Genomic DNA, 26,549 nt, shown 5'->3' on the forward strand with positions numbered 1-26,549 from the left:
GCGGCGCCTCAGCGCAGCGCAGCATTGACCTTGTCGAGTGCTGCCGCGCCGGGGCAGAGATCGGCGTCGCCGAACGCATTCAGCGGCGCCTGCACGCTGCCGAGATGGTCGTGCAGGTCCTCCGCGTCCGGCTCGACGAAAATCAGGCCGGTGACGATCTCGCCGGCCGCCTTGCGTTCCTGCAGGTAGTTCATCGCCGAGACACGGTCGGTCGGGTCGTGCTCGGCCGCGAGCTTGCGCAGGCGCAGCACGCTGCCGTCATGCTGCGTGACCTCCACCACGCTGCCCGGCTCGTACTCGGTCTCGATCTTGTCGCGACCGAGGATGACGTCGAGCTTGTTCACCGCCTCGTTGTGCGCGCGCACGAAGTCGAAGCTCTTGGTGGAGCCCTCATGGTTGTTGAAGGCGACGCAGGGGCTGATGCAGTCGATGAAGGCCGCGCCGGGATGCAGCAGCGCCGCCTTGATCAGCGGGACGAGCTGCGTCTTGTCGCCGGAGAAGGAGCGGCCGACGAAGGTGGCGCCAAGCTGCAGCGCCATCGCCACCAGGTCGATCGGCTCGTCGGTGTTGATGGTGCCCTTCTTGGCCTTGGAACCCTTGTCGGAGGTGGCGGAGAACTGGCCCTTGGTGAGGCCGTACACGCCGTTGTTCTCGACGATGTAGGTCATGTTCACGCCGCGGCGCAGGCTGTGCGCGAACTGGCCGAGGCCGATGGAGGCGCTGTCGCCGTCGCCCGAGACGCCGAGATAGACCAGCTCCCGGTTCGCCAAGTTGGCGCCGGTCAGCACCGAGGGCATGCGGCCATGCACTGAGTTGAACCCGTGCGCCGCGCCGAGGAAGTAGGTCGGAGTCTTGGAAGAACAGCCGATGCCGGACAGCTTCGCGATGCGATGCGGCGGCAGGTCCAGCTCGAAGCAGGCCTGCACGATGGCGGCGCTGATCGAATCATGGCCACAGCCGGCGCAGAGGGTTGAGACCGCGCCCTCATAGTCGCGCCGCGTCAGGCCAAGCGCATTGGTGGCGAGCTTCGGGTGGTGGAGCTGGGGTTTGGGGAGGAAGGTCATTCGGCGGCTCCGGCCCGCACGAGCGGGACGATCTTGAGGGCCGACGCGCGGTCGGCGATGGCGGTACGGATGAACCGCGCGGTGATCGGCGTGCCATCGTAGTGCAGCACGGGGAGCAGCGCGGCGGGATCGAGTTCGCACTCGTTCATCAGCAGCGTGCGGAGCTGCGCGTCGCGGTTCTGCTCGACCACGAAGACGCGCTCGTGCCGGTGCACGAACCCGGCAACGTCGTCGTGAAAGGGGAAGGCGCGGATGCGCAGCGCGTCGAGGTGGATGCCCTCCGCCTCCAGCGACTGCAGCGCCTCGTTCATCGCCGCCGAGGTCGAGCCGTAGTAGATCACGCCATAGGGCGTCGGCTGCGCGGCCGCGCGCTCCACGGGGCGCGGCACCATGCCCTTCGCGGTGTCGAACTTGCGGAGCAGGCGCTGCATGTTGTCCACATAGGCCGGGCCTTCCTCCGTGTAGCGCGCGAAGCGATCGCGGGAGGTGCCGCGGGTGAAATAGGCGCCCTTGGTCGGGTGCGTGCCGGGCCAGGTGCGATAGGGGATGCCGTCGCCATCCACGTCGAGGTAGCGGCCGAAGGTCCTGCCGGCTTCCAACTCCTCCGCGGTCATCACCTTGCCGCGGTCCATCCGCCGCGCATCGTCCCAGCGGAAGGGGGCGCAGAGCCAGTCGTTCATGCCGATGTCGAGGTCGAGCATGACGAAGACCGGCGTCTGCAGCCGATCCGCCAGATCGAAGGCATCCGCACCCATGGTGAAGCATTCATGCGGATCCTCGGGCAGCAGCAGCACATGCCTGGTGTCGCCATGGCTCGCATAGGCCGCAGCGAGGATGTCGGCCTGCTGGGTGCGCGTCGGCATGCCGGTGGAGGGACCGGCGCGCTGCACATCGAAGATCACCGCGGGGATCTCGGCGAAGTAGGCGAGGCCGACGAACTCCGCCATCAGCGAGATGCCGGGGCCGGACGTGGCGGTGAAGGCGCGCGCGCCGTTCCAGCCGGCGCCGATGACCATGCCGATGGAGGCCAGTTCATCCTCCGCCTGCACGATGGCGTAGCGCTTCGTGCCGTCCGGGTTGGTGCGGAACTGCCGGGCGCGTCGCTCGAAGGCCTCGGCGAGTGAAGTCGAGGGCGTGATCGGATACCAGGCGCAGACCGTCGCGCCGCCATAGACGGCGCCGAGGCCGGCGGCACCATTGCCATCCACGAAGATGCGGTCGCCGACCGCATCGGCCTTCTCGAGTCGCAATCCGATCGGACAGTCCAGGTTCGCCAACGCCCAGTCACGCCCCATCTTCAGCGCGTCGAGGTTCGGCTGGATCAGCTTGTCCTTGCCCTTGAACTGCTCGCGGATCAGTTGCTCCGTCGCGGCCGGATCCATGTTCAGCAATGCGGAGAGCGCGCCGACATAGATGATGTTCTTGAACAGCTGGCGCTGCCGCGGCTCCTCATAGGAGGCGTTGCACATCGCCGTCAGCGGCACGCCGATCACCGTGATGTCCGAGCGCAGGCGCGAGGGCAGGATCGGGCGCGTGGAATCGTAGAACAGGTAGCCGCCCGGCTCGAGGTCCGCGAGGTCGCGGTCCCAGGTCTGCGGGTTCATCGCCACCATCAGGTCCACGCCACCGCGCCGGCCGAGATGGCCTTCGCCGGAGACGCGCACCTCGAACCAGGTCGGCAGGCCCTGGATGTTGGAGGGAAAGATGTTGCGGGATGCGATGGGGATACCCATGCGCAGGATCGACTTGGCGAAGAGCTGGTTGGCGCTGGCCGAGCCGGATCCGTTGACGTTGGCGAACTTGACGACGAAGTCGTTGGTCGCGGTGACAGGCTGAGGCATCTCCGGCATCACTCCGCAGGGGCAGCCAGCGGCGCCGGCCGGGCGAGCGCGGATCGGCCGCAGGGGTGCGGCTTCGCGGTCTCGAGCAGGAATTTCTGCATGTCCCACGCACCGGTCGGGCAGCGCTCGGCGCAGAGCCCGCAATGCAGGCAGACATCCTCGTCCTTCACCATCACGCGGCCGGTCTTCAGGCCCTCGCCGATATAGAGGTCCTGCGTGAGGTTGATCGCCGGCGCGCGCAGCCGCGTGCGCAACTCCGCCTCCTCGCCATCCTCGATGAAGCTGATGCAGTCCACCGGGCAGATGTCGGCGCAGGCATCGCATTCGATGCAGAGCTTCGGCGCGAACACCGTCTGCACGTCGCAGTTCAGACAGCGCTCGGCTTCCTTGAAGGCCAGTTCCCGATCGTAGCCGAGCTCGACCTCCACGCGGATGTCGCGCAACGCCACATCCGTCTCCCGCATCGGCACCTTGTAGCGGAGGTCTATCGAGATATCATTGTCGTAGCTCCACTCATGGATGCCCATCTTCTGGCTCACGAGGCTGTAGTCGGGCGGCGGCCGGACCGTCACGTCCTCGCCGCGGCAGAAGAGATCCATCGAGACCGCCGCCTCGTGCCCATGCGCCACGGCCCAGATGATGTTCTTCGGCCCGAAGGCGGCGTCGCCGCCGAAGAAGACATTCGGGATCGTGGATTGGTGCGTCGCGGGGTCGAGCTTAGGCAGGCCCCAGCGATCGAACTCGAGCCCGATGTCGCGCTCGATCCACTCGAAGGCATTCTCCTGCCCGATCGCCACCAGCACGTCGTCGCAGGGGATGTGAACGTCCGGCTCTCCGGTCGGCACCAGTTGGCGGCGCCCCTTCTCGTCCGTTTGCGGCGCCACTTTCTCGAACACCGCTCCAGTGAGCCGGCCGGCGTCGTGCGTGAAGGATTTCGGCACCAGGTAGTTGAGGATCGGAATGCCTTCGTGCATCGCGTCCTCCTTCTCCCAGGGGCTCGCCTTCATTTCCGCGAACCCGGAGCGGACGACGACCGTCACCTCCTCGCCGCCGAGGCGACGGGCGGAGCGGCAGCAATCCATCGCCGTGTTGCCGCCGCCGAGCACGACGACGCGACGTCCGATCCTCTCGATGTGACCGAAGGAGACGGAGGAGAGCCACTCGATCCCGATATGGATGTTGGCCGCCGCTTCCTTCCGGCCCGGCACGTCGAGGTCGCGGCCGCGCGGCGCGCCGGTGCCGACGAAGACGGCATCCCAACCCTCGGCGAGCAGCGCCTTCAGGCTGTCCACGCGGCGGTTGAGGCGTGTTTCGACACCGAGGCCGAGGACATAGCCCACCTCCTCGTCGATCACTTCCTCCGGCAGGCGGAAGCGCGGGATCTGGGTGCGTATCATGCCGCCGGCCTTCGCATCGCCGTCGAACACCACCACCTCGTAGCCAAGCGGGGCGAGGTCGCGCGCCACGGTGAGCGAGGCCGGCCCGGCGCCGATGCAGGCGATGCGCTTGCCGTTGCGCTCTGCGGCCGGCGCGGGGAGCAGGGCGCGGATGTCCTGCTTGTTGTCGGCCGCCACGCGCTTCAGCCGGCAGATCGCCACCGGCTCCTCCTCCACCCGGCCGCGGCGGCAGGCGGGCTCGCAGGGGCGGTCGCAGGTGCGGCCGAGGATCCCGGGGAAGACATTGGAGCGCCAGTTGACCATGTAGGCATCGGTGTAGCGCCCGGCCGCGATCAACCTGATGTATTCGGGCACCGGCGTATGCGCCGGGCAGGCGTACTGGCAGTCCACCACCTTGTGAAAATGGTCCGGGGACTTCGCCGCAGTGACCTTCACGCGTACCTCCCTCGCTGTGCCAGCGGGGGCTGTCCGGGCCGCCCCCATTGGGCTGCGCCGCGAAGGAGACTTGGGCGCCGCGAGGCCGCGACGCGAAGGTGGTCCGCCAGGGTGCCAAGCCGGCACCGCGCCGGATCTCCCCAGATCCACTGCACAGCGCAACCGGTGCCACCGACACGCCGCGGCCGAATCCGACCGTGACGAGCAGCGACCCCATAAGGATGCCGCAGCGCCAACGCACTGCCTAGACCCGGTGTTGCGAGAACCGGCTGCCGCCGCCCGGCGGCCGGTAGCTGTTCAGCCGGATGCGGCCGGGACCAGCACGGCCACGGGCAACGCCTCCAACGGCGCCGCGAGGTCCAGCAGCGGCGCGCTCCGCTCCACCACGCGGCCGGTCAGCAGGTCGCACCACGTGCTGCCCTCCGGCACTGCGTCGGGCCAGGGCAGCATGGTGCCGGCGGCGAGCGGGCCGCGTGCGGGGAAGCGGCAGGCCACCACCAGCAGCGCATCCTCGCCCTCGCTACGGTGGTACGCGCAAATTCGGTCCGCCTCCTCGCCCTGCGCCGCCAGCGGCGTGTAGCCACCTGCGGCGAAGAGGCGCGGCCGCGCGCGCCGATGCGCCAGCAGCGTTGCCGTGAGCGCCAGCTTGATGCGGCCATCCTGCCAGCTCTCCAGCATCGCCCGCAGCGAGGCAGTGCGATCGCCGGCCAGGTCACGCTCCACCGCCTCCAGCAGCCGCGCGCGATGGGCGAAATCCACCGGGCGACGGTTATCGGGATCCACGAGGCTGAGTTCCCACAGCTCTGCGCCCTGGTAGATATCGGGCACGCCCGGCAGGGTCAGCTTCAGCGCGGCCTGCACCAGCGCATTGCGCAGGCCGAGCCCGGCGATGCGCGCCTGGAAGGGCAGGAAGGCCTCGAAAAAGGCGTTGGAGGCGGTGGTGTCGAGCGCATCCCGCACGAAGCCGAGCATCGCCTCCTCATAGGGCGCGTTCGGCGCTGCCCAGGAGGAGCGGAGCTTCGCCTCGCGCAGCGACTTGCGCATCGCCTCCTGGAGGCGCGTGGTGAGCGAAGCCACCGCATCGGCACCCGGCAGCATGCCGGTCATCTCCGCGGGCCAGGCGCCGAGCAGCAGCTGGAAGAACAGGTATTCGTCGTTCGGATGCGGCGGCGCGGTGCCTTCCACGTCGCCGCGCCGCGCGCGGATGATGCGGCTCCAGGCGCGCACCTGGCGGGCCCATTCCTCCGGCAGTTCCGACAGCGTCAGCAGGCGCGCGCGCAGATCCTCGCCGCGCTTGGTGTCGTGGGTGGAGGTGGAGAGCATCGCCTGCGGCCAGCGACGCGCACGCTGCGCATTCGCCTTGTGAAAAGCGGCGAGGCCGAGGCCCACCTGTTCCGGCGTGCCGCCCACCTCGTTCAGCGCCACCAGCCGGTTGTAGCGATAGAAGGCGGTGTCCTCGAGGCCCTTGGCCATCACCGGGCCGCTGTACTGCTGCACGCGCATGGCGAAGCGCGTGACGGCGTGCCGGCTGAATCCGCTGCGCGGTTGCGCGACCAGATCCGCCGAGAGCAACCGGTGCAGGAAATCGAAGACGCTGGGATCGAGGTCGGGCTCGGCGCGCCGGGCCTGCGCCACAGCCCAGTCGAGGTCGCGGCGGTCGGCTTCGGAGGGCGCGGCCTCGGCATCCACATAGGTGCGGTACACCGGGAAGGCGGCGACGACCGCCTTCAGCGCGCGGCCGAGGATGTTGCGGGTGAAATCGGCAGTGCGCGGGTTCTGCCGCGCGATGCGGCCGGCATCACGCGCGAGCACGTTCAGCTCGCTCGCCATCTCGTTGTCCATGATGCGCAGCTTGCTGTCACGCACGATGTCGGCGAAGGCGCCGGTGTCGCCGGCGAAATCGGCATAGGCGCGGGTGAGCGCGGCCTCGCCGGACGGGTCGGTCAGGAGGCCGGTGAGCAGATTGGCGAATTCGTAGCCGGTGGTGCCCTCCACCGGCCAGTCCTCGCGCAGCGCTTCGTGGCGGGCGAGGATCTTCTCGACGACCAGGTAGAAGGGGCGCGGCGCACGCTCGCGCAGGCGGACCAGGTAGCCCTTCGGGTCGAGCAGCCCGTCCACATGATCGATGCGCAGCCCGTCCAGCGTGCCGTCGCGCAGCAGGTCGAAGATCAGCCGGTGGGCGTGGTCGAACAGTTCCGGCAGTTCCATGCGGATGCCGGCAAGCTCGTTGATGTTGAAGAAGCGGCGGTAGTTGATGTCGTCGGCGGCGACGCGGAAATGCGCGGCGCGCCAGGACTGGTCCTGGATCAACGCGTCAAGCGCGCGCCAGCTTTCCAGGTCGCCCGCCGTGCCGTTCAGCCGAGCGACCGCTTCCTCGACCGCCGCGCGCACATCGGTGCGGTCGCGCGCCAGCGCGGCGAGTTCCGCCTGCAATTCGCGCGCGCGCCGGCCGAGATGGACGTGCCAGTCCGGAAGTGCGGAGAAGGCATCGCCCAGCCGTTCGAGCTCGGGATGCGCATCGCCGAGGATGCGCGCGTAATGGCGTGGCGAGATGGGCAGCTTGTGCGTGTCATAGGCCCAGACGGCGAAGCCGCCGGCCTCCGCGTCGAAGCGCAGCGCGAGGTCGCCAGCCTCCAGCACCTTGCCGTACTGGTCGCCGAGGAACGGGATCAGCAGCTTGCCGAGCAGATAGCGGCGGTCCGGGTCCCAGTCGATGTCGAACCAGCCGGCGAAGACGGAATCGGCGCCCCATTCCAGCACGTCGAGCCAACGCGGATTGTCGGCCCCGCCGACCCCCATGTGGTTCGGCACGAAGTCCAGGATCTGGCCAAGCCCGTGCGCTCGGAACGCCTGCGCCATCGCGCGGAACGCCGCCTCGTCGCCGAGCTCCGGGTTCAGGCTGCCATGGTCCACGATGTCGTAGCCATGGCTGCTGCCCGGCCGCGCCTTCAGATAGGGCGAGGCATAGACATGGCTGACGCCGAGCCGCGCGAGATAGGGCGCCAGCGAAGCGGCCGCCGCGAAGTCGAAGCCGGCATGGAATTGCAGCCGGTAGGTCGCGCGCGGCGGCTCATCCATGGCCGGTGGCGCCACGCTCGGCACGGAACAGCGCGGCCAACGCGTCGAAGCCATGATTCCCCGGCAATTCCTCCAGCGGCAACGAGAGCTTGCGCCGCCAGTTCGGATGCTCCCAGGAGGTGGAGGGCACGTTCACCTGGTCGCCCTCGTCCAGCATATCGTCGAGCTGCGCGACGGCGAGGAGGGATGAGCTGCGCGCGAGGAAGGCATGCGCAGCACGCGAGATAGCGGGAACGTCGGGCTCGCCCGCACCGAGCAGGCCGGCCTCGCGCAGCGCCTCCAGCAGGCGCGCGCGGTCGCGCTCGCGCAGGTCGCGCTGCCAGCGCACCTCCTCCTCGGTGGGCAGCAGGCCGTAGCGTTCCTTGAGGTCGATGTCGCGCCCTTCCCACCAGCCGCGCAGCGTCGGCAGGTCGTGGCTGCCGACCACCGCCATGGCGAGCGGCGGGTAGGCGTCGGGGCGAAGGAAGACGCCGGAATCCTCCTCCTGCTCGAAGAACAGGATGCGGTAGGAAAGGATGTTCGCCGCCGCCATCCGCTCGCGGAAGCCAGCCGGCACGGTGCCGAGATCCTCGCCCACCACCAGGCAGCGATTGCGCTGGCTCTCCAGCGCGAGGATGCCGACGAGGTCGTCGATCGGATAGGCAATGTAGGCGCCTTCCGCCGGCTTCTTCCCCGCGGGAATGCAGAACAGGTGCAGCAGACCCATCACATGGTCGATGCGCAGGCCGCCGGCGTGCCGCATGTTGGCGCGCACCAACTCGATAAAGCTGCGATAGCCTTCCGCGCGCAGCGCCCGCGGATGGAAGGGCGGCAGGCCCCAATCCTGGCCGGCAGGATTGAAGATGTCGCGCGGCGCACCGACCTGCACGCCGGAGAGCACAGCCTTCTGGTCCGTCCAGGTTTCTGCGCCTGCGCTGTCGGCACCGACGGCGAGGTCGCGGTAGAGCCCGACGACCATGCCATGCCGCGCCGCCGCCTCCGCCGCGGCGCCGAGTTGCGCATCCGCCACCCATTGAAGCCAGACGTGGAAGTCCAGGCGATGCGCGTGCTCCTCCGCGAAGCGGCGCACCTCGGGCGAGGCCGGGTCGCGGAAGCCGGCCGGCCAGCTGCGCCAGTCGGCGAGCTCCGGCGCCTGCCTGGCGAAGTGCTCGCGCAGCGCGAGAAAGAGGCAGCTCCGCTCCAGCACCTCGCCGAGCTCGCGGCGGAATGCGGCGAAGGCGTCATGGCGCTTGCGGTCGCCGACGGTGCGGAAGGTCTCGAACAGCAGCTCGAGCATCTCGAGCTTCAGCGCGGTGACCGCGCTGTAATCCACCAACGGCTTCGCGCGCGCCGCGGCGATGCGGCGACGGAACTCGGCGGAGGCGAGGAGGTCCCGCGCCGAGCGGCATTCCGGCAGCTCCGGCAGCGCGGTCACGTCGATGTTGAGGATGTTCAGCAGCAGCCGGCTGGCCGGAGAGTAGGGGCTAGCATGCTCCGGATTATCGGGGAACAGCGCGTGCAGCGGGTTGAGCCCGATCACCGCGGCGCCGCGCGCGGCGGCGATCTCCACCAGGCTGCGCAGGTCGCCGTAATCGCCGATGCCCCAATCGCCGGCCGAACGCATCGTATAGAGCTGCGCCGAGATGCCCCATACGCGTCGGCCCTCCTGCAGTGCCCGCGGCAACCAGCAGCGGCCGGGCGTCACGATGACAAGCATCGCCGCATCGCCCGGCGTGACGCGCAGGCGGTGATAGCCCCAGGGCAGGTCCGCCGGCAGCGGCAGCGCGCGACGTTCGATGCGGCCTCCGTCGAGCGTCGCCTCGGCAATGCGGTCCAGCGTGTCGAAGGCCAGCTCGCCGCCGCGCTCGCCGCCCTGCTCCAGCGAGAGCTGCCAGGCGACGGAGCCGCTGCCGGCGGGCAGCGCCAGCGTGACCTTCGGCGCGGGATCATCGGAGCGCAGCACGATCACCGGCGGCAGCGCGTGCCGCCACTCATCGCGCTCCAGCGCCTCCAGGGCGGCGCGCGCCGCCGCCTCGTCCGGCGCCGGCACGCCCATCGCTGCGAGCAGCATCCGCTTCGACTCCGCGCCCGCGCGCATCAGCTGGCCGCGCACGTCGCGGTATTCGGGCTCGATCCCCATGCGCAGCGCCAGCGCGTCCAATGCGGCGGTGCCATCCTGCGTTGCCGTCATGGCCGCTCCTCCTCGATGCTCCAGCGGACCGACCATGGCCCGAACGCGCCCGTCTCGCCGGGCTCACCCTCCTGCCAGATGATGCGGCCGCCCGCTTGTGGGAACCCTGCGACGGGAACGGCAGAGAGATTCGCCGCCAGGTGCAGCGCACCCCAGCGCAGCGCGACGGCGCTTTCGCCGATGATCTCCCATGCACCGCCGCTGCGGATCGCGCCAAGGCGCGGCACGATCTCCGCGTGCCGGAGCGCGAGGATGCGGCGGTACCAGTCGAGCCAAGCGGCATGCGGCGGGCGCGACGCATCCTCCCAGCGCAGTTTCGCGCTCGCGAAGGTGGAACCGGCCAGCGGGTCGGGGATGCGTGCGCGCGCGGCGGGATCCCGGAATTCGGGGAAGCGCGCGAACTCCGCGCGCCTGCCCTCGCGCACCGCGTCGGCCAGTTCCGGCCCGACATCGCAGAAGAAGGGGAAGGGCTGCATGGCGCCCCACTCCTCGCCCATGAACAGCATGGGCACCTGCGGCAGCAGCAGGTATGTCGCCGCGATGGCCCGCACCGCGTCCTCCGGCGCCAGCGAGGTGATGCGCTCGCCAAAGGCGCGGTTGCCGATCTGGTCGTGGTTCTGGATGAAGGCGACGAAGGCGGTCGGCGGCAGGTGTGCGCTTGGCTCGCCGCGCGCATGGCCTCGATAGGGCATGTGCTCGCCCTGGAAGGCGAAGCCCTCCGCCAGTGCGCGGGCGAGCTTGCGCGTGTCGCCGAGGTACTCGCCGTAATAGCCCGCGGATTCGCCCGTCGCGGCGACATGCAGCACATGGTGCACGTCGTCGTTCCACTGCGCGGTGTAGAGGCGCGGCCGCCCCTCGCTGTCGCGCGGCAGGCGCGAGGCCTCGTTGCCCTCATTCTCCAGGACCAGGTGGATGTGCCGGCCGGGCGCGGCTGCGCGCACGCGTTCGGCGAGCTCCGTCAGGACGTCGCGCGGGCCGTCGTCCAGGATGGCGTGCACGGCATCGAGGCGCAGGCCGTCGAGATGGAACTCCTCGATCCAGTACAGCGCGTTGTGGATGAAGAAGTCGCGCACCGGCCGGCTCTCCGGCCCGTCGAAGTTCAGCGCCGCGCCCCAGGGCGTGTGGTGCCGCTCGGTGAAGAAGGTGTCACGCGCGATCGGGTGCAGGTAGTTCCCCTCCGGCCCGAAGTGGTTGTACACCACGTCGAGCAGCACGATCAGGCCGCGCGCATGCGCCGCCTCCACCAATGCCTTGAGATCCTCCGGGCGGCCATGGGATGCGTCCGGCGCGAAGATCTGCACGCCGTCGTAGCCCCAGTTGCGCGCGCCGGGGAATGCCGCAACGGGCATGATCTCGATCGCCGTCACGCCGAGCGCGACGAGGTGATCGAGCCGCCCGATCGCCGCACGGAAGCTGCCCTCCGGCGTGAAGGCGCCGATGTGCAGCTCATAGATCACCGCCTCCTCCCAGCGGCGGCCGGTCCAGCCGGCGTCGTGCCATGCGTGCGCGGCGGGATCCACCACCTCGCTCGGGCCGTGCACATCCTCAGGCTGGAAGCGGGAGGCGGGATCGGGCACGCGCAGCCCATCGGGCAGCACGAAGCGGTAGCGCGTGCCGGCGCGCGCCTGCTCGACATGCAGCTCGTGCCAGCCATCCGCCGCATGCATGGGCAGCGGATCGGCGCCGTCGAGCTCCAGCCCGATCGTCGCATGGGCGGGCGCGAAGAGACGGAACCGCACGCCATCCTTGCGCAGCTCGGCGCCAAAGGGCATGCGGTGCGCGCAACGCGCGGGCGTCGCGGTCGCCCGCGCTTCGGGTGGCCTTTGTGACATACGTGACTATGCTCCGCGCCGAAGCGCCCCCGAGGGAAAGCCGAGGGAACGCTGCGGGGAACGCCGCGATGGGCGCCCTGTTCTGGCACGGGCGAGGAATGGACTGGGCAGAAGATACATGGCTTCGGACTTTGTGGCAGCACCGGCACAGATGCGCCCCTCACGGGTACGCGAGGGACTTCCCTTCCCGCTCGGCGCGAGCTGGGATGGGCTCGGCGTGAACTTCGCGCTGTTCTCCGCGCATGCGTCGAAGGTGGAGCTGTGCCTGTTCGACGATGCGGGGGAGCGCGAGCTCGAACGGGTCGAGCTGCCGGAATTCACCGACGAGGTTTGGCACGGCTACCTGCCCGATGCACGGCCCGGCACGGTGTACGGCTATCGCGTGCACGGTCCGCATGCGCCGGAGGCCGGCCACCGCTTCAACCCAAACAAGCTGCTGCTGGACCCCTATGCGCGGGAGGTGGTGGGCGATCTGACCTGGGGACCCGAGATCTTCGGCTACGTTCTGGAATCCGGCGACGACCTGACCCTCGACGAGCGCGACAGCGCCGCGCTGATGCCGAAATGCCGGGTGATCGACCCCGCCTTCACCTGGGGGCGCGAGCGTAGCCCCGCCGTGCCGTGGGACCGCACCATCATCTACGAGACGCATGTGAAGGGCTTCACCCGCTGCCACCCCACTCTGTCGGAGGAGATGCGCGGCACCTATGCCGGGCTCGCCGCGCCGGAGGTGGTGGAGTACCTGCGCACACTCGGTGTCACCTCGGTCGAGCTACTGCCGGTGCACAATTTCGTCAACGACCAGTTCCTGCTCGAAAAGGGGCTGACGAACTATTGGGGCTACAACACCATCGTCTTTTTCGCGCCCACGCGTCGCTACGCCACCAACCCGGGCTACGCTGCGCGCGAGTTCAAGCAGATGGTGGCACGGCTGCACGATGCCGGGCTCGAGGTGATCCTCGACGTCGTGTACAACCACACCGCCGAAGGCAACGAGCGCGGCCCGATGCTGTCCTTCAAGGGCATCGACAATGCCAGCTACTACCGGCTGGCGCCGGAACGGCGCTACTACATCAACGACACCGGCACCGGGAACACGCTGAACCTCTCGCATCCGCGCGTGCTGCAGATGGTCACCGACAGCCTCCGCTACTGGGCCGGGGAGATGCGGGTGGATGGCTTCCGCTTCGATCTCGCCACCATCCTTGGCCGCGAGGATCACGGCTTCGACGAGGGCGGCGGCTTCCTCGACAGCTGCCGCCAGGACCCGATGCTCTCCCGCGTGAAGCTGATCGCAGAGCCCTGGGATTGCGGGCCGGGCGGCTACCAGGTGGGCGGCTTTCCGCCGGGCTGGGCCGAGTGGAACGACCGCTTCCGCGACACCGTGCGCGCCTTCTGGAAGGGCGATGGCGGCAAGGCGGCGGAGCTCGCGACCAGGCTCACCGCCTCGTCCGACCTGTTCGACCGGCGCGGGCGCAAGCCATGGGCGAGCGTGAACTTCGTCACCGCGCATGACGGCTTCACGCTGAACGACCTCGTCTCCTACAACGAGAAGCACAACGATGCGAATGGCGAGGAGAACCGGGACGGCCACGAGCACAACCTCTCCTGGAACCATGGCGCGGAAGGCCCGACCGGCGACCCCGAGATCCGCGAGCTGCGCGCGCGGCAGAAGCGCAACATGCTGGCGACCCTGCTGCTGGCGCAGGGCACGCCGATGATCCTGGCGGGCGACGAGTTCGGGCGCACGCAAGGCGGCAACAACAACGCCTATTGCCAGGACAACGCGATCAACTGGGTGGACTGGTCGGGGATCGACGAGGAGGGGCGCAGCCTCGCCGCCTTCACCCGCAAGCTGGTGGCGCTGCGGCAGAACTTCCCGGTGCTGCGCCGCGGCCGCTTCCTCACCGGCGCGATGAACGAGGCGCTGGCAGTGAAGGACGTCACCTGGCTGAAGCCTTCCGGCGAGGAGATGGACAACGGCCACTGGGACGACCCGGCGACCAGCTGCTTCGGCATGCTGCTCGACGGCCGCGCGCAGGCTACCGGCATCCGCCGCCCGGCTTCCGACGCCACGCTGCTGCTGGTGCTGAACGCGCAACATGAGAGGGTGGAGTTCGAGCTGCCGGAACCGCCGGCGGGCCAGCACTGGCTGCTGATGGTGGACACGCACCGCCCCGACATGGACGAGCCGGAGGAGTTCGGCTTCGGCCATCCCTATCCGGTGGCGGCGCGGACGCTGCTGCTGTTCCTGCTGCATCCGGAGCGGGGCGGCGGGGCGATCCTGGCGGCCGCTCGCACGGCGCTGCTGGCCGGCACGACTCCGCCGGCGATCCCGAAACCGGAACGTACTGCTCCTGATCCTCAACCGAATGTGCGCAGTCCGCGCACGCGGACGCGAGCACGATGATGGAGTTACAGCCCAGATAGTGGGGCATACGGCCGGGAGGAGCGCCATCGTCATGCAGGCACGACGCCAGAGCGCGCCGGAGGTGTTCCGGCTGGACATTACTGCGCCGCCGCAGCGTCCAGCCCGCGCCGAGCGGCGCCCGCGGCACGACGAACATCCGGCACGGACCGTGCTCGTCGTGGAGGACGAGACGCTGTCGGCGATGGCGATGGCCGAGACGCTGGAACAGTCCGGCTTCCACGTCAGCGGCATGGCGGGTAGCGAGACGGAAGCACTGCAGCTCGCCGCCGCCGCACCGCCAGCCTTTGCGGTGGTGGACATCAAGCTGGGCCATGGCGGTAACGGGCTGAATGTCGGCCGCGTGCTGACGCAGCGCGGCGTGACGGTGCTCTATGCCAGCGCCTACGGCCCCGGCTTCCGTCAGGAGATGGAGGACAGCGGCGGCCGCGCCTGCCTGCAGAAGCCCTTTGCCGTGGCGGACCTGCCCGGGGCGCTCGAGGCGCTGGAGCAGCTCGGCCGTGGGCAGGCGCCGCGCGCCTGGCCGCCCGGCTTCCACCTGTTCGTGGACTGATCGCCGATCACACCGGCACGGCGCCCGGCGGCTTCAGCGCGGTGAGCACGAAGGAGCTGCGCGTCTCCTTCACGCCCGGCATGCGCAGCAGCGCCTTCAGCGCGAACTCGGCATAGGCGTCGAAATCGGCGGCGACGACATGCAGCATGTAGTCCATGCCGCCGCTCATCGCCCAGGCGGCCAGCACCTCCTCGCGTGCGGCGATCGCCTTGTGGAAGGCCTCCGCGACCTCCTCGGCGTGGGAGGAGAGGCCGACCTGCACGAAGGCCTGGATCGGCAGGCCGACGCGTGCGGGATCCAGCACCGCGGCGTAGCGCGCGATCACGCCCGCCTCCTCCAGCCGGCGGATGCGGCGCTGGCAGGGGGTGGCGGAAAGGCCGACCTCCTCGGCCAGCGCGGTGACGGCGATGCGACCGTCGCGCTGCAGCACGCGCAGGATACGGCGATCGGCCGCATCCAGCTCGATGGTGGATTTCGCCTTCAGCATGCGGCTTCGTAGCGGATTCCTGCGGCTGCGCGCAAATTTTCCATGCAATCCGCCGCCTTCCGCTCCGCCGCATGGGCTATCCCTCGCCTCGAACGAGGAGGCGACGCATGGACATCCCGCCCGACCGCACGGCGCTGGCCGGCCAGATCACCGACGCAAACCCGATGGGCACCGATGGCTTCGAGTTCGTCGAGTTCACGGGGCCGGACATCGCCTGTCTCGAAGCGCTGTTCGGCAGGCTCGGCTTCACCGCGGTGGCGCGGCACCGCTCCAAGCAGGTGACGCTGTGGCGGCAAGGCGACGTCAACTTCATCCTCAACGCCGAACCCGACAGCTTCGCCCAAGCCTTCCAGCGCGTGCACGGCCCCTCCGCCTGCGCCATGGCATTCCGCGTCGCCGATGCGGCGCAGGCTTACGCCCGCGCCATCGCGCTGGGCGCGAAGCCCGTGACGGGCAAGGTCGGGCCGATGGAGCTGAACATCCCGGCGATCGAGGGCATCGGCGGCAGCCTGCTCTACTTCGTGGACCGCTACGGCACGAATGGCAGCATCTACGACGTGGATTTCCGCTGGACCGGCGAGCGCGACCCGAAGCCGGCGGGCAGCGGACTTACGGTGATCGACCACCTGACGCACAACGTCCATCGCGGACGGATGGATGTGTGGTGGCAGTTCTACGAGAAGCTCTTCAACTTCCGCGAGATCCGCTACTTCGATATCGAGGGCAAGCTGACCGGGCTGAAGTCCCGCGCGCTGACCTCGCCTTGTGGCCAGGTCCGCATCCCCATCAACGAGAGCAGCGACGACAAGAGCCAGATCGAGGAATACCTGCGCGCCTATGGTGGCGAGGGCATCCAGCACGTGGCGCTTGGCACCACCGACATTTTCGCGAGCGTGGAGGCGATGCGCGCCGGCGGCGTGCAGTTCATGGACACGCCCGACACCTACTACGAGCTGCTGCCGCAACGCATGCCGGACCTGGGCGCGGAGGAAGTGGCGCGGCTGGCGAAGAACCGGATCCTGACCGACGGCGCGCCGACGCCGGAGGGCGGGCGGCTGCTGCAGATCTTCACCGGCACGGTGATCGGCCCGATCTTCTTCGAGCTGATCCAGCGCAAGGGCGACCAGGGCTTCGGCGAGGGCAATTTCCGCGCCCTGTTCGAGAGCATCGAGCTCGACCAGATCCGCCGCGGCGTGCTGAAGCCGACGGCGGGATAGCGGCAGGGCCGAGGCACCGCAAGCGGCTCGGCCTTGAGCGACGTGCCGATATTCTGACCTGCGGCCGGCGTCATGCGGAGAGCATGCCTTCAGCATGACGCCGGCCGAGCGGCCGAACGGCCGCCGCCGCCAGTGCGGCGAAGCCGAGCCGCGGAGCGGCGCTGGCGTTTGAAGGCCGAAATGCACCAGCATTTCGGCACGCCGCTCTAACGCATCGTCGTTAGTCGCGCGCGTTCCCGGCGGGGTTCGGCACCTCGGCCGGGAAGCGCAAGCCGAAGCGCTGCACAATCCCCGTCACGCTCCGCATGTCCATTTCCAGGGCGTAGCGCTGGCAGAGGCCGGCGAAGTCCTCCGGCGCGATGCGCGTCACGCCGCCGCGCTCGACCACCTCGCGGAAGAATTCCTCGAAGCCGGCGGGCGAGATGATCTCAAGGATGCGCGCCGGCGCGTCGCCGGCGTTCCAGAAGGTGTGCCACTGGTTGCGTGGCTTGAAGACCAGGTCGCCCGGACCGGCGAACACCACCTGGTCCCCGAGCAGCGCACCCATGCGCCCCTCCAGCACGAAGCTGTACTCGTCCTCGCGCGCATGTCGGTGCATCGGCGCTGCGAGCGCACGCGGCGGCATCGGGTGCTCGACCAGGGCGAAGCGCTCACCGGCCTCGCTGCCGCCTATCATGAAGCGCACACCGATGGTGCCAAGGAATCCGGAGGCTCCGTCACCGGGCCCGAGAATCTTCGCGCCTGTATGGTCGCTCGCCTGCATGGCCGCACCCTTTGCTGCCCGCAACCGCTTGACGCATCGCCCCCGGCCGCCGGTTCCGTGGCGGCCGATCACGAGACGCGGCGCGGCGCGACCAGCGACGGGACCGTCAGCGGAACACCAGCACCGGAATCCGGCAGGCCTGCAGCAGCGCCGTGGTGGTGCTGCCGAGGATCATGGTGCGGATGCGGCCATGGCCATAGGCGCCCATCACCAGCAGGTCGATCCCCGCGGCGGCGACATGAGCGGCGATCGCCTGCTCGGTCTCGCCGTGCAGCACCGCGCGCACCGGTGCCCGGCCGGCGCGTTCGAGGATGCCGGAGGGAGTCTCCAGCAGCGTCGCGCCGGTGGCGCCGGGCGGCGCAACGGTGACCAGATGCACCTCCAGCCCATCAAGCGCCGGCGCGCGCGCTGCGAACTCCACGATCTTCAGCGCCGCCGGCCCGCCATCATAGGCGATGGCGCACCGCGTGATCGGCTTGAAGGCGCGGGAGGCGACGAGCACCGGGCGCGGGCTGGCGCGCAGCACGCGCTCGAGATTGGCGCCGAGATGGCCGACGGAGAAATCCGCCGCCTCGCCGCGCTTACCGACCACCAGCAGGTCGGCCTCCTCCTCGAACTCCACCACCGTGTCCACCAGCGCGCCGTGGCGCTGGGTGAGCGTCACCTCGGCCACGCCGGCGGCGCGCAGTCGTGCCTCGGCGGCTTCGAGGATCGCGCGGCCGCGCCGCAGCGCGAGGCGCCCGCGCGCCTCGTCGAGGGCGGCGAGCTCGCGCAGCAATTCCTCGGATTCGTCGAGGCCGAGCGTGCCGCTGCGGTCCACCGGCAGCGCGGCGCCAGCGCGGTCCAGCACGTGCAGCACGCGCACGCCCGCGCCCCCGAGCCGGGAAGAGGCCCAGGCAGCGTGGTCCAGGATGCTCTCCGCATAGATCGAGCCGTCGGTGCAGGCCAGGATGCGGGCCATTGCGTTGCCTCCCTCAATGCAGCGCGAGGTTCGCCTCGCGGCCCGGCTTGTCGTAGGTGGCGAGCCGGTCGACCAGCGTGGCACTCGCCGCGTTCATGCCGAGGATCTCGACCTCCGCGCCCTCGCGGCGGAACTTCAGCACGATGCGGTCGAGCGCCGCCACCGCCGTGAGGTCCCAGACATGCGCGCGGGTGACATCGATCACCACGCGCTCGATCGCCTCGCGCAGGTCGAAGGCCTCGCCGAAGGCCTCGGCCGATCCGAAGAACACCTGGCCCGTGACGCGGTAGGTTCGCGTGCGGCCATCGGCCGAGAGTTCCGAGTCCACCGTGAAGATGCGCGCCACCTTACGCGCGAAGAAGATGCCGGAGAGCAGCACGCCCACCAGCACGCCTTGCGCCAGGTCGTGCGTCACGACCGTGACGGCGACGGTTGCCAGCATCACCACGCTCGATTCCCTGGGGTGAACGCGCAGATCCGCCAGCGACTTCCAGGAGAAGGTGCCGATCGAGACCATGATCATCACCGCCACCAGCGCCGCCATCGGGATCTGCCGCACCAAGTCGGCCAGCACCAGGATCAGGAACAGCAGGAACAGACCGGCCCAGAGGGTGGAAAGCCGCCCGCGGCCGCCGGACTTCACGTTGATCACCGACTGGCCGATCATCGCGCAGCCAGCCATGCCGCCGAACAGGCCGGCGACGATGTTCGCCGCCCCCTGCCCCATGCTCTCGCGGTGCTTGCCGCTGTCGGTGTCGGTCAGCTCGTCCACGATCTGCGCCGTCATCAGCGATTCCAGCAGCCCGACCACCGCGAGTGTCAGCGAGACCGGCAGGATGATGCGCAGCGTCTCGAAGGTGAGCGGCACCTCGGGCAGCAGGAAGGCGGGCAGCTCGGCCGGCAGTTCGCCCATGTCGCCGACGGTGCGCACATCGAGGCCGAAGCCGATCGCGACGGCGGTCAGCAGCACGATCGCGACCAGGGGCGACGGCACCGCCGTCGTCACGCGCGGCAGCAGATAGATGATCGCCAGCCCGGCCGCGACCATGACGTAGGTGAACCAGGTGACGCCGATCAGCTCCGGCAGCTGCGCCATGAAGATGAGGATGGCCAGAGCATTGACGAAGCCGGTCATCACCGAGCGCGAGACGAAGCGCATGAGCACGCCGAGCTTCAGCAGGCCGGCCAGGATCTGCAGCACGCCGCAGAGCAGCGTCGCCGCCAGCAGGTACTGCAGCCCATGCTCCTTCACCAGCGTGACCATCACGAGCGCCATCGCGCCGGTGGCCGCCGAGATCATGCCCGGCCGGCCGCCCGCGAAGGCGATGATCACGGCGATGCAGAACGAGGCGTAGAGGCCGACCTTCGGATCCACGCCGGCAATGATGGAGAAGGCGATCGCCTCCGGGATCAGGGCGAGGGCGACGACGGTACCGGCCAGGATATCGGCGCGGACATTGCCGAACCACTCGGCGCGCAGCCGGGCGAAGGACATGACGAACTCCAGGAACAGCCCGACCGCCGCGGCAGCGGCCGCGATGGCGACGAGGTCATGGCAGGGAAGGCGCGGCACACGATGGCGTGCGGCGATGCGCGTCGGTCTGGCTGACGCCTGACAGGAGGCGCGTTACGGCGGCGCGAAGTTCATCTGCGAGCCTCTACCAGCATTATACTGCGCTGCACAACCCGAATACCGCGATGGCCGGCATGGCACGCGATTGTCGCTTCCCTCGCGCCGTCGCCTTGGCTGTGATGAGGCGATGAGCTCAAACCAGCATGGTGATCACCCTGGCGTGGATGTCGCGACACTGCATCGGCGCCTGCTTGCGGAACGCGATGCGCTGCGCGACGTGAGTACCGCCTCTGCGGAGAGCCGCGATCCGGTGGCGCTCGACCAGGCGAGCGTCGGGCGCCTGTCGCGGATGGATGCGATGAACCAGCAGGCGATGGCCATGGCGACCGAGCGCCGCCGTGCCGCCGCGCTGCAGCGCATCGAGGCGGCGCTGGCACGCGTCGAGGCGGGGGAATACGGCTGGTGCACGCAATGCGGCGAGCCGATCGCGCCGGCGCGGCTCGCGCTCGATCCCGCGGTCCCGACCTGCATCGCCTGCGCGGGGCAATCGAAGCGGTAGTGCGGTCCTGGCAGCGCGGCGCAGCTATGCCTTGTGGATCGGGTCCACCCAGGCAACGCCCTCGGGCTTCTCCACCGGCTCGATGTCGAGGTTGACGACCACCGCCTCGTTGTCGGAGCGCACCAGGACGCATTCCAGCGTCTCCTCGGTGCTCGCGTTGATCTCCTGGTGCGGGACGTAGGGCGGGACGTAGATGAAGTCGCCAGGGCCGGCCTCGGCGACGAATTCCAGCCTTTCGCCCCACCGCATGCGCGCGCGGCCGCGCAGCACATAGATCACGCTCTCCAGCGGGCCATGGTGGTGCGCACCGGTCTTGGCGTCTGGGTGGATGTGGACGGTGCCGGCCCAGATCTTCTGCGCACCGACGCGCGCGGCGTTGATCGCGGCGGCCCGGTTCATCCCGGGGGTCTGAGGAGTGTTGGTGTCGAGGCTCTCGCCGGGGATGACACGCACGCCTGTGTGCTTCCAGCCGTCCTCGGGCGTCGCCTGGGGGGTGTGGCCATCGTGCGGCATGGGGGGCTCCTGACTGCGGCACAGGTGATCAAACGCACAGGAGTTAGAGAAGATTTTGCCAGATGGCGCAATGTAGGCCGATATCTTTAGCAAATCATCCTAAACGACCGGCAACTTGTCGGTGTTTGTGCTCTGTTCGCCGGCCGCAGCGAGATGGCTTCAGCGGCGAACGTCGTCCAGCAGCGTCTGCTCCGCCGCCAGCCTCGCGCGGCGCGCGGCCTGCCGGCGCGTGGCCAGCAACGCATCCACTGCCGCCGCCGCCGCCCGCGCCTCCACGAGCACCACGCGCGCGGCCTCCACCTCGGCTTCGGTGCGTCGCACAACCTCACTTGCGCGCACGCGGGCGCGCCGCGCCGCGGGGAGCCAGGCCGCGTAGTCGGCGGGCACTGCCGCAGCCGCCTCGGCGAGCAGCGCCGCACCGGCCTTGCGCTCGATCGTCTCGGCGGCCTCGCGTGCGCCCTGCGCCGCGGCGAGGGTGCGCCGTGCCGTGTCGCGCTCCATGGCACGCAGCCGCGCGAGCACGAGCAGTGGGTCACGCCGCATCTGCCAGCGCCTCCGCCAGGGCGGCGAAGCTGTCGTCCAGCGCCGTCGCCTCCCCCCTGCCCTGCCGCAGCAGCGCTTCGATGCGCGGCGCGAGGCGCAGCGCCTGGTCCACCTCGGCATCGGTGCCGGCGCGGTAGGCGCCGAGCCGCACCAGCTCCGCCATCTCCTGCTGCAACGCGAGGATACGCCGCGCCCGTGTCACCAGAGCCGCCTGCCCCGGCTCCAGGCAGCCCGGCACGCTGCGCGAGAGGCTGCGCAGTACGTCCACCGCCGGGTAGCGGCCGCGCTCCGCGATCGCGCGGTCCAGCACGACATGGCCATCCAGGATGCCGCGCACGGCATCGGCCACCGGTTCGTCATGGTCGTCGCCCTCGACCAGCACGGTGGCGAGCAGCGTGATCGAGCCGGCGCAGCCCTCCGGCCCCGGCCCGGCGCGCTCCAGCAGCCGCGGCAGCTCAGCGAAGACGCTCGGCGGATGACCGCGCGTGGCTGGCGGCTCACCGGCGGCCAGGCCGATCTCGCGGCAGGCAAGGGCGAAGCGGGTCACGCTGTCGAGCAGCAGCAGCACGCGCTGGCCCTGGTCGCGGAACTGCTCGGCGACGGTCATCGCGGCGAAGGCGGCCTCGCGTCGCATCGGCGCCGCGGCGTCGGAGGTCGCGCAGACCACCACGCTGCGCGCCAGGCGCGTGGGGCCGAGGTCGTCCTCGATGAACTCGCGCAGCTCCCGCCCGCGCTCGCCGACCAGGCCGAGCACGGTCACGTCGAAACCCGGCGCGCCGGCCAGCATCGCCAGCAGGGTGGACTTGCCGATGCCCGAGGCGGCGAAGAGGCCGAGCCGCTGGCCCTCGCGGAGCGTGCAGAACAGGTCGAGCGCGCGCACGCCGAGCCCGATGCGCGGCCCGAGCCGCCCGCGGGTGCCGGGCGGCGGGGGATCTGCCAGTACCGGGCGCGGCCGCCCCCCACGGGGTAGCGCCGGGCCGCCATCGAGGGGCACGCCGAGCGGATCCACCACTCGGCCGAGCCAGCCTGGCGCGACATCGAGGCAGGCCGGTCCGACCAATCGTGCCGATTGGCCGGGCCGGGCGCGGGCCTCGCGGGAGAAGGCCAGGGCGTGGACCTTGCCCGGAGCGATGCCGACCACCTCGGCCAGCAGCGCCTGGCCGCCCGCATCCACGGCCAGGCGGTCGCCGATGGCGGGGCCAGGGCGGAATCCGTCGAATTCCAAGGCAAGCGGGCCGGCGGCGCGCAGGCGACCGACCGATTCGGATGCCTCTAGATGCGCGAGCAGCGTCCTCGCCAGCGACGCACGCTCATGAAAATTCGATATGGTCTCTTTTTGCAATACGCTCTCCTTTTTTGCACATCCCGCGGCAAACATTAGCATTTTTTCGTGAGATTACCCTTCCATTCTCAACCAGGGGTGATATCACTACACGCATGGGATGTGGGAGTACCCCTAATGCGTGTCCTTTTGGTTGAAGACGACACGATTGTCGCTCGCGGCGTGTCTCTCGCGCTCAAGGCAGCCTCGATGATCGTCGATATTTCCGACACTGGTGAGGAGGCGCTGGAGCTCGCGCGCCTTTATGATTACGACATCATCGTCCTCGACCTCATGCTGCCCGACATGGAAGGCTATGAGGTGGTCCGCCGGCTGCGTGCCGCGCGAATCGAGACGCCGGTGCTGATCCTCTCCGGCCTCACCCGCCCGCAGGCCAAGGTGCGCGGCTTCGGGATGGGCGCCGACGACTACATCACCAAGCCCTTCGACCAGCAGGAGCTGGTGGCGCGCATCCAGGCAATCGTCCGCCGCGCCAAGGGCTTCAGCCAGCCCACCCTCACCGTCGGGCCGCTGACCCTGAACCTCGGCTCGCGCGAGGTGCTGGTGGAGGGGCGCAACGTCCACCTGACCGGCAAGGAATACGCCGTGCTGGAGTTGCTGACGCTGCGCAAGGGCGTGGTGCTGACCAAGGAGGCCTTCCTGAACCACCTCTACGGCGGCATGGACGAGCCCGAGGTGAAGATCATCGACGTCTTCATCTGCAAACTGCGGAAGAAGCTGGCCCATGCCGGCGCTTCCGACCTGATCGGCACCGTCTGGGGCCGCGGCTACGTGCTGCGCGATCCCAGCAGCGGCGCCCGCATCAATCTGGCGTCGGAAGCCCCCCAGGCCGCCGTGGCCTGACCGATCTGCAGCAGCGTGGTCCGCATCCGTGGAACACGCTGCCGCCTGACCTGGAGCGGCTGATCCACCATCCAGGCGGTTTCGCCTAGGTGGATCGGGCGCTCCCCAGCGCCCGGCCCGCCGCCCCGGCAACGGGACGCGGCGCTGGCCTGAGGCCCGCCCTTCCCCGGAAGCGCAGGGCCTCACGCAGCGGCGCGCCGCGCCGCAAGCCCATAGACCCCGCGCTCGCCCGGCACGGGCACCAGGTGATCGGTCAGCCCGATCACCGTCTCCGCCGCGCCGAGATACAACACACCATCCGGCGCGAGCTGCCGTGCCAGCATCTCCAGCACCCGCGTCTTGGTGGGCGCGTCGAAGTAGATCAGCACGTTGCGGCAGAAGATCACTTCGAAGCGGCCCAGCGCGCCGCAATCCGCCAGCAGGTTGCGCTCCTCGAAGCGCACCATCCCGCGCAACTCCGGCCGCACCCGCCAGCGCGCGCCCTCCTGCACGAAGCTGGTCATCAGCGCCCGGATCGGCAGGCCGCGCTGCACCTCGAACTGGCTGAACGCGCCTTCCCGCGCGCGCGCCACCACCTCGCCCGAGATGTCGGTGCCGAGGATCTCCAGACGCTGCGCCGCGGCGGGGCCCAGCACCTCGGTCGCCAGCATCGCGACGGAATAGGCCTCCTGCCCGGTCGAGCAGGCGGCCGACCAGATGCGCAGCCGCTCCCCCGCCGCCTTGCGTGACAGCAGCTTCGGGAGTGCGCCACGCAGATGCTCGAACGGCCGGCCATCGCGGAAGAAGCTGGATTCGTGGGTGGTCAGCGCCTCCACCACTGCGCGTTCCAACGCCTCCCCCGGCAGCGAGCGGAGACGTTCCGCCAGCGCTCCCAGCGACGCCAGCTTGAAGCGCGCCAGCACCGGGCCGAGCCGCGTCTCAAGCAGGTAACCCTTGTCCTCGGTCAAGACGATCCCGGCGCGCCGGCGCACCAGGCCGGCCACTTCCACGAAGCCCGGCTGCATCAAACCCCTCCCGGCGTGCACGCGGCGAGCAGCCGCGCCGCGATCTCATCCGGCGGCACCAGCGCCGAAGCCAAGCCGGCACGCGCCACCGCGCCCGGCATGCCCCAGACCACCGAGCTCGCCTCGTCCTGCGCCAGCACCGCGCCGCCGGCCCGCGCCAGCGCACGGCAGCCTTCCAGGCCGTCCTGTCCCATCCCCGTCAGGATCGCCACCGCGACCCTTCCGCCACAGGCGGCCACCAGGCTGCGCAGCAGCGGGTCCACCGCCGGGCGGCAGTAGTTCTCCGGCGGGCCGGCCGAGAGCTGCGCCACGAGGCCGGTGGCGGACTCCCGCACCAGCAGGTGGCGGTCGCCCGGCGCCAGGTAGAGCCGACCTGGCCGCAATTCCTCGTTGTCCTTCGCCTCGGCGCAAGGCAGCCGGCCGAGCCGGTTGAGGTGGTCCGCGAGCAGGGCGGTGAAGCCCGCCGGCATGTGCTGCACCACCAGCACCGGCACTGGCGGCGGGCGCGTCAGGGCGGCGACCAGCACGGCCAGCGCCTGCGGCCCGCCGGTGGAACTGCCGATCGCGATCGCCCGTGGCGCCGCGATCCGGCCCGGCCGCGCGGCCACCATGGCCGGGCGCGGCAGCGCGGCGGGCCTTGCCGCTGGCTTGCGTCGCATCCGGGCCCAGCCGGTGACCTTGGCGCGCAACTCCTCGCCGAACCGCGGATCGGCCATGCCGCCCTGCGCGGCCGAGGGCTTGGGCACGTAATCCACCGCGCCGGCGCGCAGCGCCGCCATGGTCGCCGCGGCGCCGCGCTGGCTGAGCGCGCTTGCCACGATGACCGCGCTGCCCGGAGCGGCACGCAGGATCAGCGGCAGCGCCGTCAGCCCGTCCATCACCGGCATCTCGAGGTCGAGCAGCACCACCTCCGGCCGCTCGGGAGCCAACATGGCAGACAGCGCCGAGACAGCCTGCTGGCCATCCGCCGCCTGCGCCACCACGCGGATCCCGCCATCGCGCGCCAGCAGCCGTGCCAGCGCGCCGCGCGCCACCGCGCTGTCGTCACACAGCATCACGCGAATGGCGTCCGCCTGCGCCGCCGGGCTTGCCGCCGCCAATGCGCCGCTCACGCGGCGTCCCTGAGGAGGCCGAGTTGCGCCAGCTTGCCGCCGATGATCTCGGCGTCGAACGGCTTCATCACGTATTCCTGCGCACCGGCCTCCAGCGCCTGCAGGATGCGCTCCTGCGTGTTCTCGGTGGTGCAGAGCATCACCAGCGGCCGCTCCATCCCGTGCTCGGCGCGCGCCGCCTGCAGGAACTGCAGGCCGTCCATCACCGGCATGTTCCAGTCGAGCAGCACCAGGTCCGGCATGGCTTCCCGCACGGCAACCAGCGCCTGCGCGCCATCCTCCGCCTCCCGCACCGCGAAGCCGAAGCCTTCCAGCACGCGGCGTGCCGCCTTGCGGACCACGCGGCTGTCATCGACGACGAGGCAGTTCACCTCCCGCCCCCGATCGCCAGCAGGCGTTCCACATCCAGCAGGATCAGCAATTGCCCGTCGCGCCGATGCACCCCGCGCGAGACCTCACGCCACACCGGATCGAGCGTCGGCGGGTTGGCGGCGCGGTCATCGGGCGAGAGGGGCACGACTTCGCCGACTGCGTCGGCAAGCATCGCATAGAGCTCGCCACCATGCTCGACGACGACGCTCATCGGCTTGGCGCCCTCCGGCCGTGCCGCCAGGCCAAGCCGGCGGCGCAGATCCACCGCCGTCACGATGCGGCCGCGCAGGTTCATCGCGCCCTCGATCTCCGGCGGCGCCAGTGGGATCGGGGTGATGGTCTGCGTGCCGAGCACGTCCCGCACGACGAGCACCGGCACGCCGCAGGACTGCCCCCCGACGGTGAGCGTCAGCACCAGGTCGGCTTCCGCGACCGCGTGCTGGATGGTCTGGTTGCGCATGG

22 protein-coding genes are annotated in these 26,549 nt (G+C 70.0%); 5 read left to right on the forward strand and 17 right to left on the reverse strand.

Translation table 11 applies throughout. The features are described 5' to 3' along the window. Nucleotides 1-8: 8 nt before the first annotated feature. The 6 genes from ACESM1_RS11095 to treZ form a co-directional block, all read right to left on the reverse strand. Entirely contained in the window at nt 9-1,064 is a 1,056-nt protein-coding gene (locus ACESM1_RS11095; RefSeq protein WP_372620046.1) for a 2-oxoacid:ferredoxin oxidoreductase subunit beta, read from the reverse strand. Continuing rightward, nucleotides 1,061-2,905, reverse strand: coding sequence for a 2-oxoacid:acceptor oxidoreductase subunit alpha (locus ACESM1_RS11100; RefSeq protein ID WP_372620048.1), 1,845 nt, complete (start codon nt 2,903-2,905; stop codon nt 1,061-1,063). The genes ACESM1_RS11095 and ACESM1_RS11100 overlap by 4 nt, the downstream gene beginning before the upstream one ends. An 8-nt stretch (nt 2,906-2,913) precedes the next feature. Beyond that, nucleotides 2,914-4,737, reverse strand: a complete 1,824-nt coding sequence (locus ACESM1_RS11105; RefSeq protein WP_372620049.1) for an FAD-dependent oxidoreductase — start codon at nt 4,735-4,737, stop codon at nt 2,914-2,916. Between the two features lie 297 nt (nt 4,738-5,034). Then, a complete protein-coding gene (gene treY / locus ACESM1_RS11110; RefSeq protein ID WP_372620050.1) occupies nt 5,035-7,815 on the reverse strand; it encodes a malto-oligosyltrehalose synthase in 2,781 nt (926 codons plus the stop codon). Further along, a complete protein-coding gene (gene malQ / locus ACESM1_RS11115) occupies nt 7,808-9,985 on the reverse strand; it encodes a 4-alpha-glucanotransferase (protein ID WP_372620051.1) in 2,178 nt (725 codons plus the stop codon). The genes treY and malQ overlap by 8 nt, the downstream gene beginning before the upstream one ends. Next, on the reverse strand, nt 9,982-11,724 hold the full coding sequence (gene treZ, locus ACESM1_RS11120; RefSeq protein ID WP_372620052.1) for a malto-oligosyltrehalose trehalohydrolase: 1,743 nt from the start codon (nt 11,722-11,724) through the stop codon (nt 9,982-9,984). Before treZ ends, malQ begins: the two co-directional genes overlap by 4 nt. 211 nt (nt 11,725-11,935) lie before the next feature. On the opposite strand from treZ, the gene glgX reads away from it, so the two are divergent. Continuing rightward, entirely contained in the window at nt 11,936-14,227 is a 2,292-nt protein-coding gene (gene glgX, locus ACESM1_RS11125) for a glycogen debranching protein GlgX (protein WP_372620054.1), read from the forward strand. 52 nt (nt 14,228-14,279) lie between these two features. After that, a complete protein-coding gene (locus tag ACESM1_RS11130; protein WP_372620056.1) occupies nt 14,280-14,798 on the forward strand; it encodes a response regulator in 519 nt (172 codons plus the stop codon). A gap of 7 nt (nt 14,799-14,805) precedes the next feature. Here the strand turns inward: ACESM1_RS11130 and ACESM1_RS11135 are convergent, their stop codons facing one another. Beyond that, on the reverse strand, nt 14,806-15,285 hold the full coding sequence (locus ACESM1_RS11135; protein WP_372620057.1) for an Lrp/AsnC family transcriptional regulator: 480 nt from the start codon (nt 15,283-15,285) through the stop codon (nt 14,806-14,808). Nucleotides 15,286-15,392: 107 nt separating this feature from the next. On the opposite strand from ACESM1_RS11135, the gene hppD reads away from it, so the two are divergent. After that, the gene (gene hppD / locus ACESM1_RS11140; RefSeq protein ID WP_372620058.1) at nt 15,393-16,502 is read left to right on the forward strand and encodes a 4-hydroxyphenylpyruvate dioxygenase; all 1,110 of its coding nucleotides are present in this window, start codon (nt 15,393-15,395) and stop codon (nt 16,500-16,502) included. Between the two features lie 220 nt (nt 16,503-16,722). Here hppD and ACESM1_RS11145 read toward each other — a convergent pair whose 3' ends face one another. From ACESM1_RS11145 to ACESM1_RS11155, 3 genes are all read right to left on the reverse strand, one after another. After that, on the reverse strand, nt 16,723-17,178 hold the full coding sequence (locus tag ACESM1_RS11145) for a cupin domain-containing protein (RefSeq protein WP_372620060.1): 456 nt from the start codon (nt 17,176-17,178) through the stop codon (nt 16,723-16,725). 193 nt (nt 17,179-17,371) lie between these two features. Next, nucleotides 17,372-18,226, reverse strand: coding sequence for a universal stress protein (locus ACESM1_RS11150; protein ID WP_372620062.1), 855 nt, complete (start codon nt 18,224-18,226; stop codon nt 17,372-17,374). A 13-nt stretch (nt 18,227-18,239) separates the two neighbouring features. After that, nucleotides 18,240-19,721 (reverse strand): SulP family inorganic anion transporter, encoded by a 1,482-nt coding sequence (locus ACESM1_RS11155; RefSeq protein WP_372620099.1) that lies wholly within the window; start codon nt 19,719-19,721, stop codon nt 18,240-18,242. 265 nt (nt 19,722-19,986) lie between these two features. Here ACESM1_RS11155 and ACESM1_RS11160 point away from each other — a divergent pair, with 265 nt between their 5' ends. Continuing rightward, nucleotides 19,987-20,358, forward strand: a complete 372-nt coding sequence (locus ACESM1_RS11160; protein WP_372620064.1) for a TraR/DksA family transcriptional regulator — start codon at nt 19,987-19,989, stop codon at nt 20,356-20,358. A 24-nt stretch (nt 20,359-20,382) separates the two neighbouring features. On the opposite strand, the gene ACESM1_RS11165 is transcribed toward ACESM1_RS11160, so the two are convergent. The 3 genes from ACESM1_RS11165 to ACESM1_RS11175 form a co-directional block, all read right to left on the reverse strand. Next, the gene (locus ACESM1_RS11165; protein WP_372620066.1) at nt 20,383-20,871 is read right to left on the reverse strand and encodes a cupin domain-containing protein; all 489 of its coding nucleotides are present in this window, start codon (nt 20,869-20,871) and stop codon (nt 20,383-20,385) included. 159 nt (nt 20,872-21,030) lie between these two features. After that, nucleotides 21,031-21,414, reverse strand: a complete 384-nt coding sequence (locus ACESM1_RS11170; protein WP_372620067.1) for a hypothetical protein — start codon at nt 21,412-21,414, stop codon at nt 21,031-21,033. Then, a complete protein-coding gene (locus tag ACESM1_RS11175; RefSeq protein ID WP_372620068.1) occupies nt 21,404-22,756 on the reverse strand; it encodes a FliI/YscN family ATPase in 1,353 nt (450 codons plus the stop codon). Before ACESM1_RS11175 ends, ACESM1_RS11170 begins: the two co-directional genes overlap by 11 nt. Before the next feature lie 117 nt (nt 22,757-22,873). Between ACESM1_RS11175 and ctrA the strand changes: the two genes are divergently transcribed. Beyond that, entirely contained in the window at nt 22,874-23,599 is a 726-nt protein-coding gene (ctrA, locus tag ACESM1_RS11180; RefSeq protein WP_372620070.1) for a response regulator transcription factor CtrA, read from the forward strand. Between the two features lie 182 nt (nt 23,600-23,781). Here ctrA and ACESM1_RS11185 read toward each other — a convergent pair whose 3' ends face one another. The 4 genes from ACESM1_RS11185 to ACESM1_RS11200 are packed head-to-tail and all read right to left on the reverse strand — an operon-like array spanning nt 23,782 to nt 26,547. Continuing rightward, complete coding sequence (locus ACESM1_RS11185) at nt 23,782-24,603, reverse strand: CheR family methyltransferase (RefSeq protein ID WP_372620072.1); 822 nt, start codon at nt 24,601-24,603, stop codon at nt 23,782-23,784. Further along, nucleotides 24,603-25,715 (reverse strand): chemotaxis-specific protein-glutamate methyltransferase CheB, encoded by a 1,113-nt coding sequence (cheB, locus tag ACESM1_RS11190; RefSeq protein ID WP_411278367.1) that lies wholly within the window; start codon nt 25,713-25,715, stop codon nt 24,603-24,605. Before cheB ends, ACESM1_RS11185 begins: the two co-directional genes overlap by 1 nt. Next, on the reverse strand, nt 25,712-26,086 hold the full coding sequence (locus ACESM1_RS11195; protein WP_372620073.1) for a response regulator: 375 nt from the start codon (nt 26,084-26,086) through the stop codon (nt 25,712-25,714). The genes cheB and ACESM1_RS11195 overlap by 4 nt, the downstream gene beginning before the upstream one ends. Next, on the reverse strand, nt 26,083-26,547 hold the full coding sequence (locus ACESM1_RS11200; protein WP_372620074.1) for a chemotaxis protein CheW: 465 nt from the start codon (nt 26,545-26,547) through the stop codon (nt 26,083-26,085). Before ACESM1_RS11200 ends, ACESM1_RS11195 begins: the two co-directional genes overlap by 4 nt. Nucleotides 26,548-26,549: the final 2 nt, after the last annotated feature.

This window comes from Falsiroseomonas sp. (assembly GCF_041690465.1).
In the GTDB taxonomy this organism is placed as follows: Bacteria; Pseudomonadota; Alphaproteobacteria; order Acetobacterales; family Acetobacteraceae; genus Falsiroseomonas.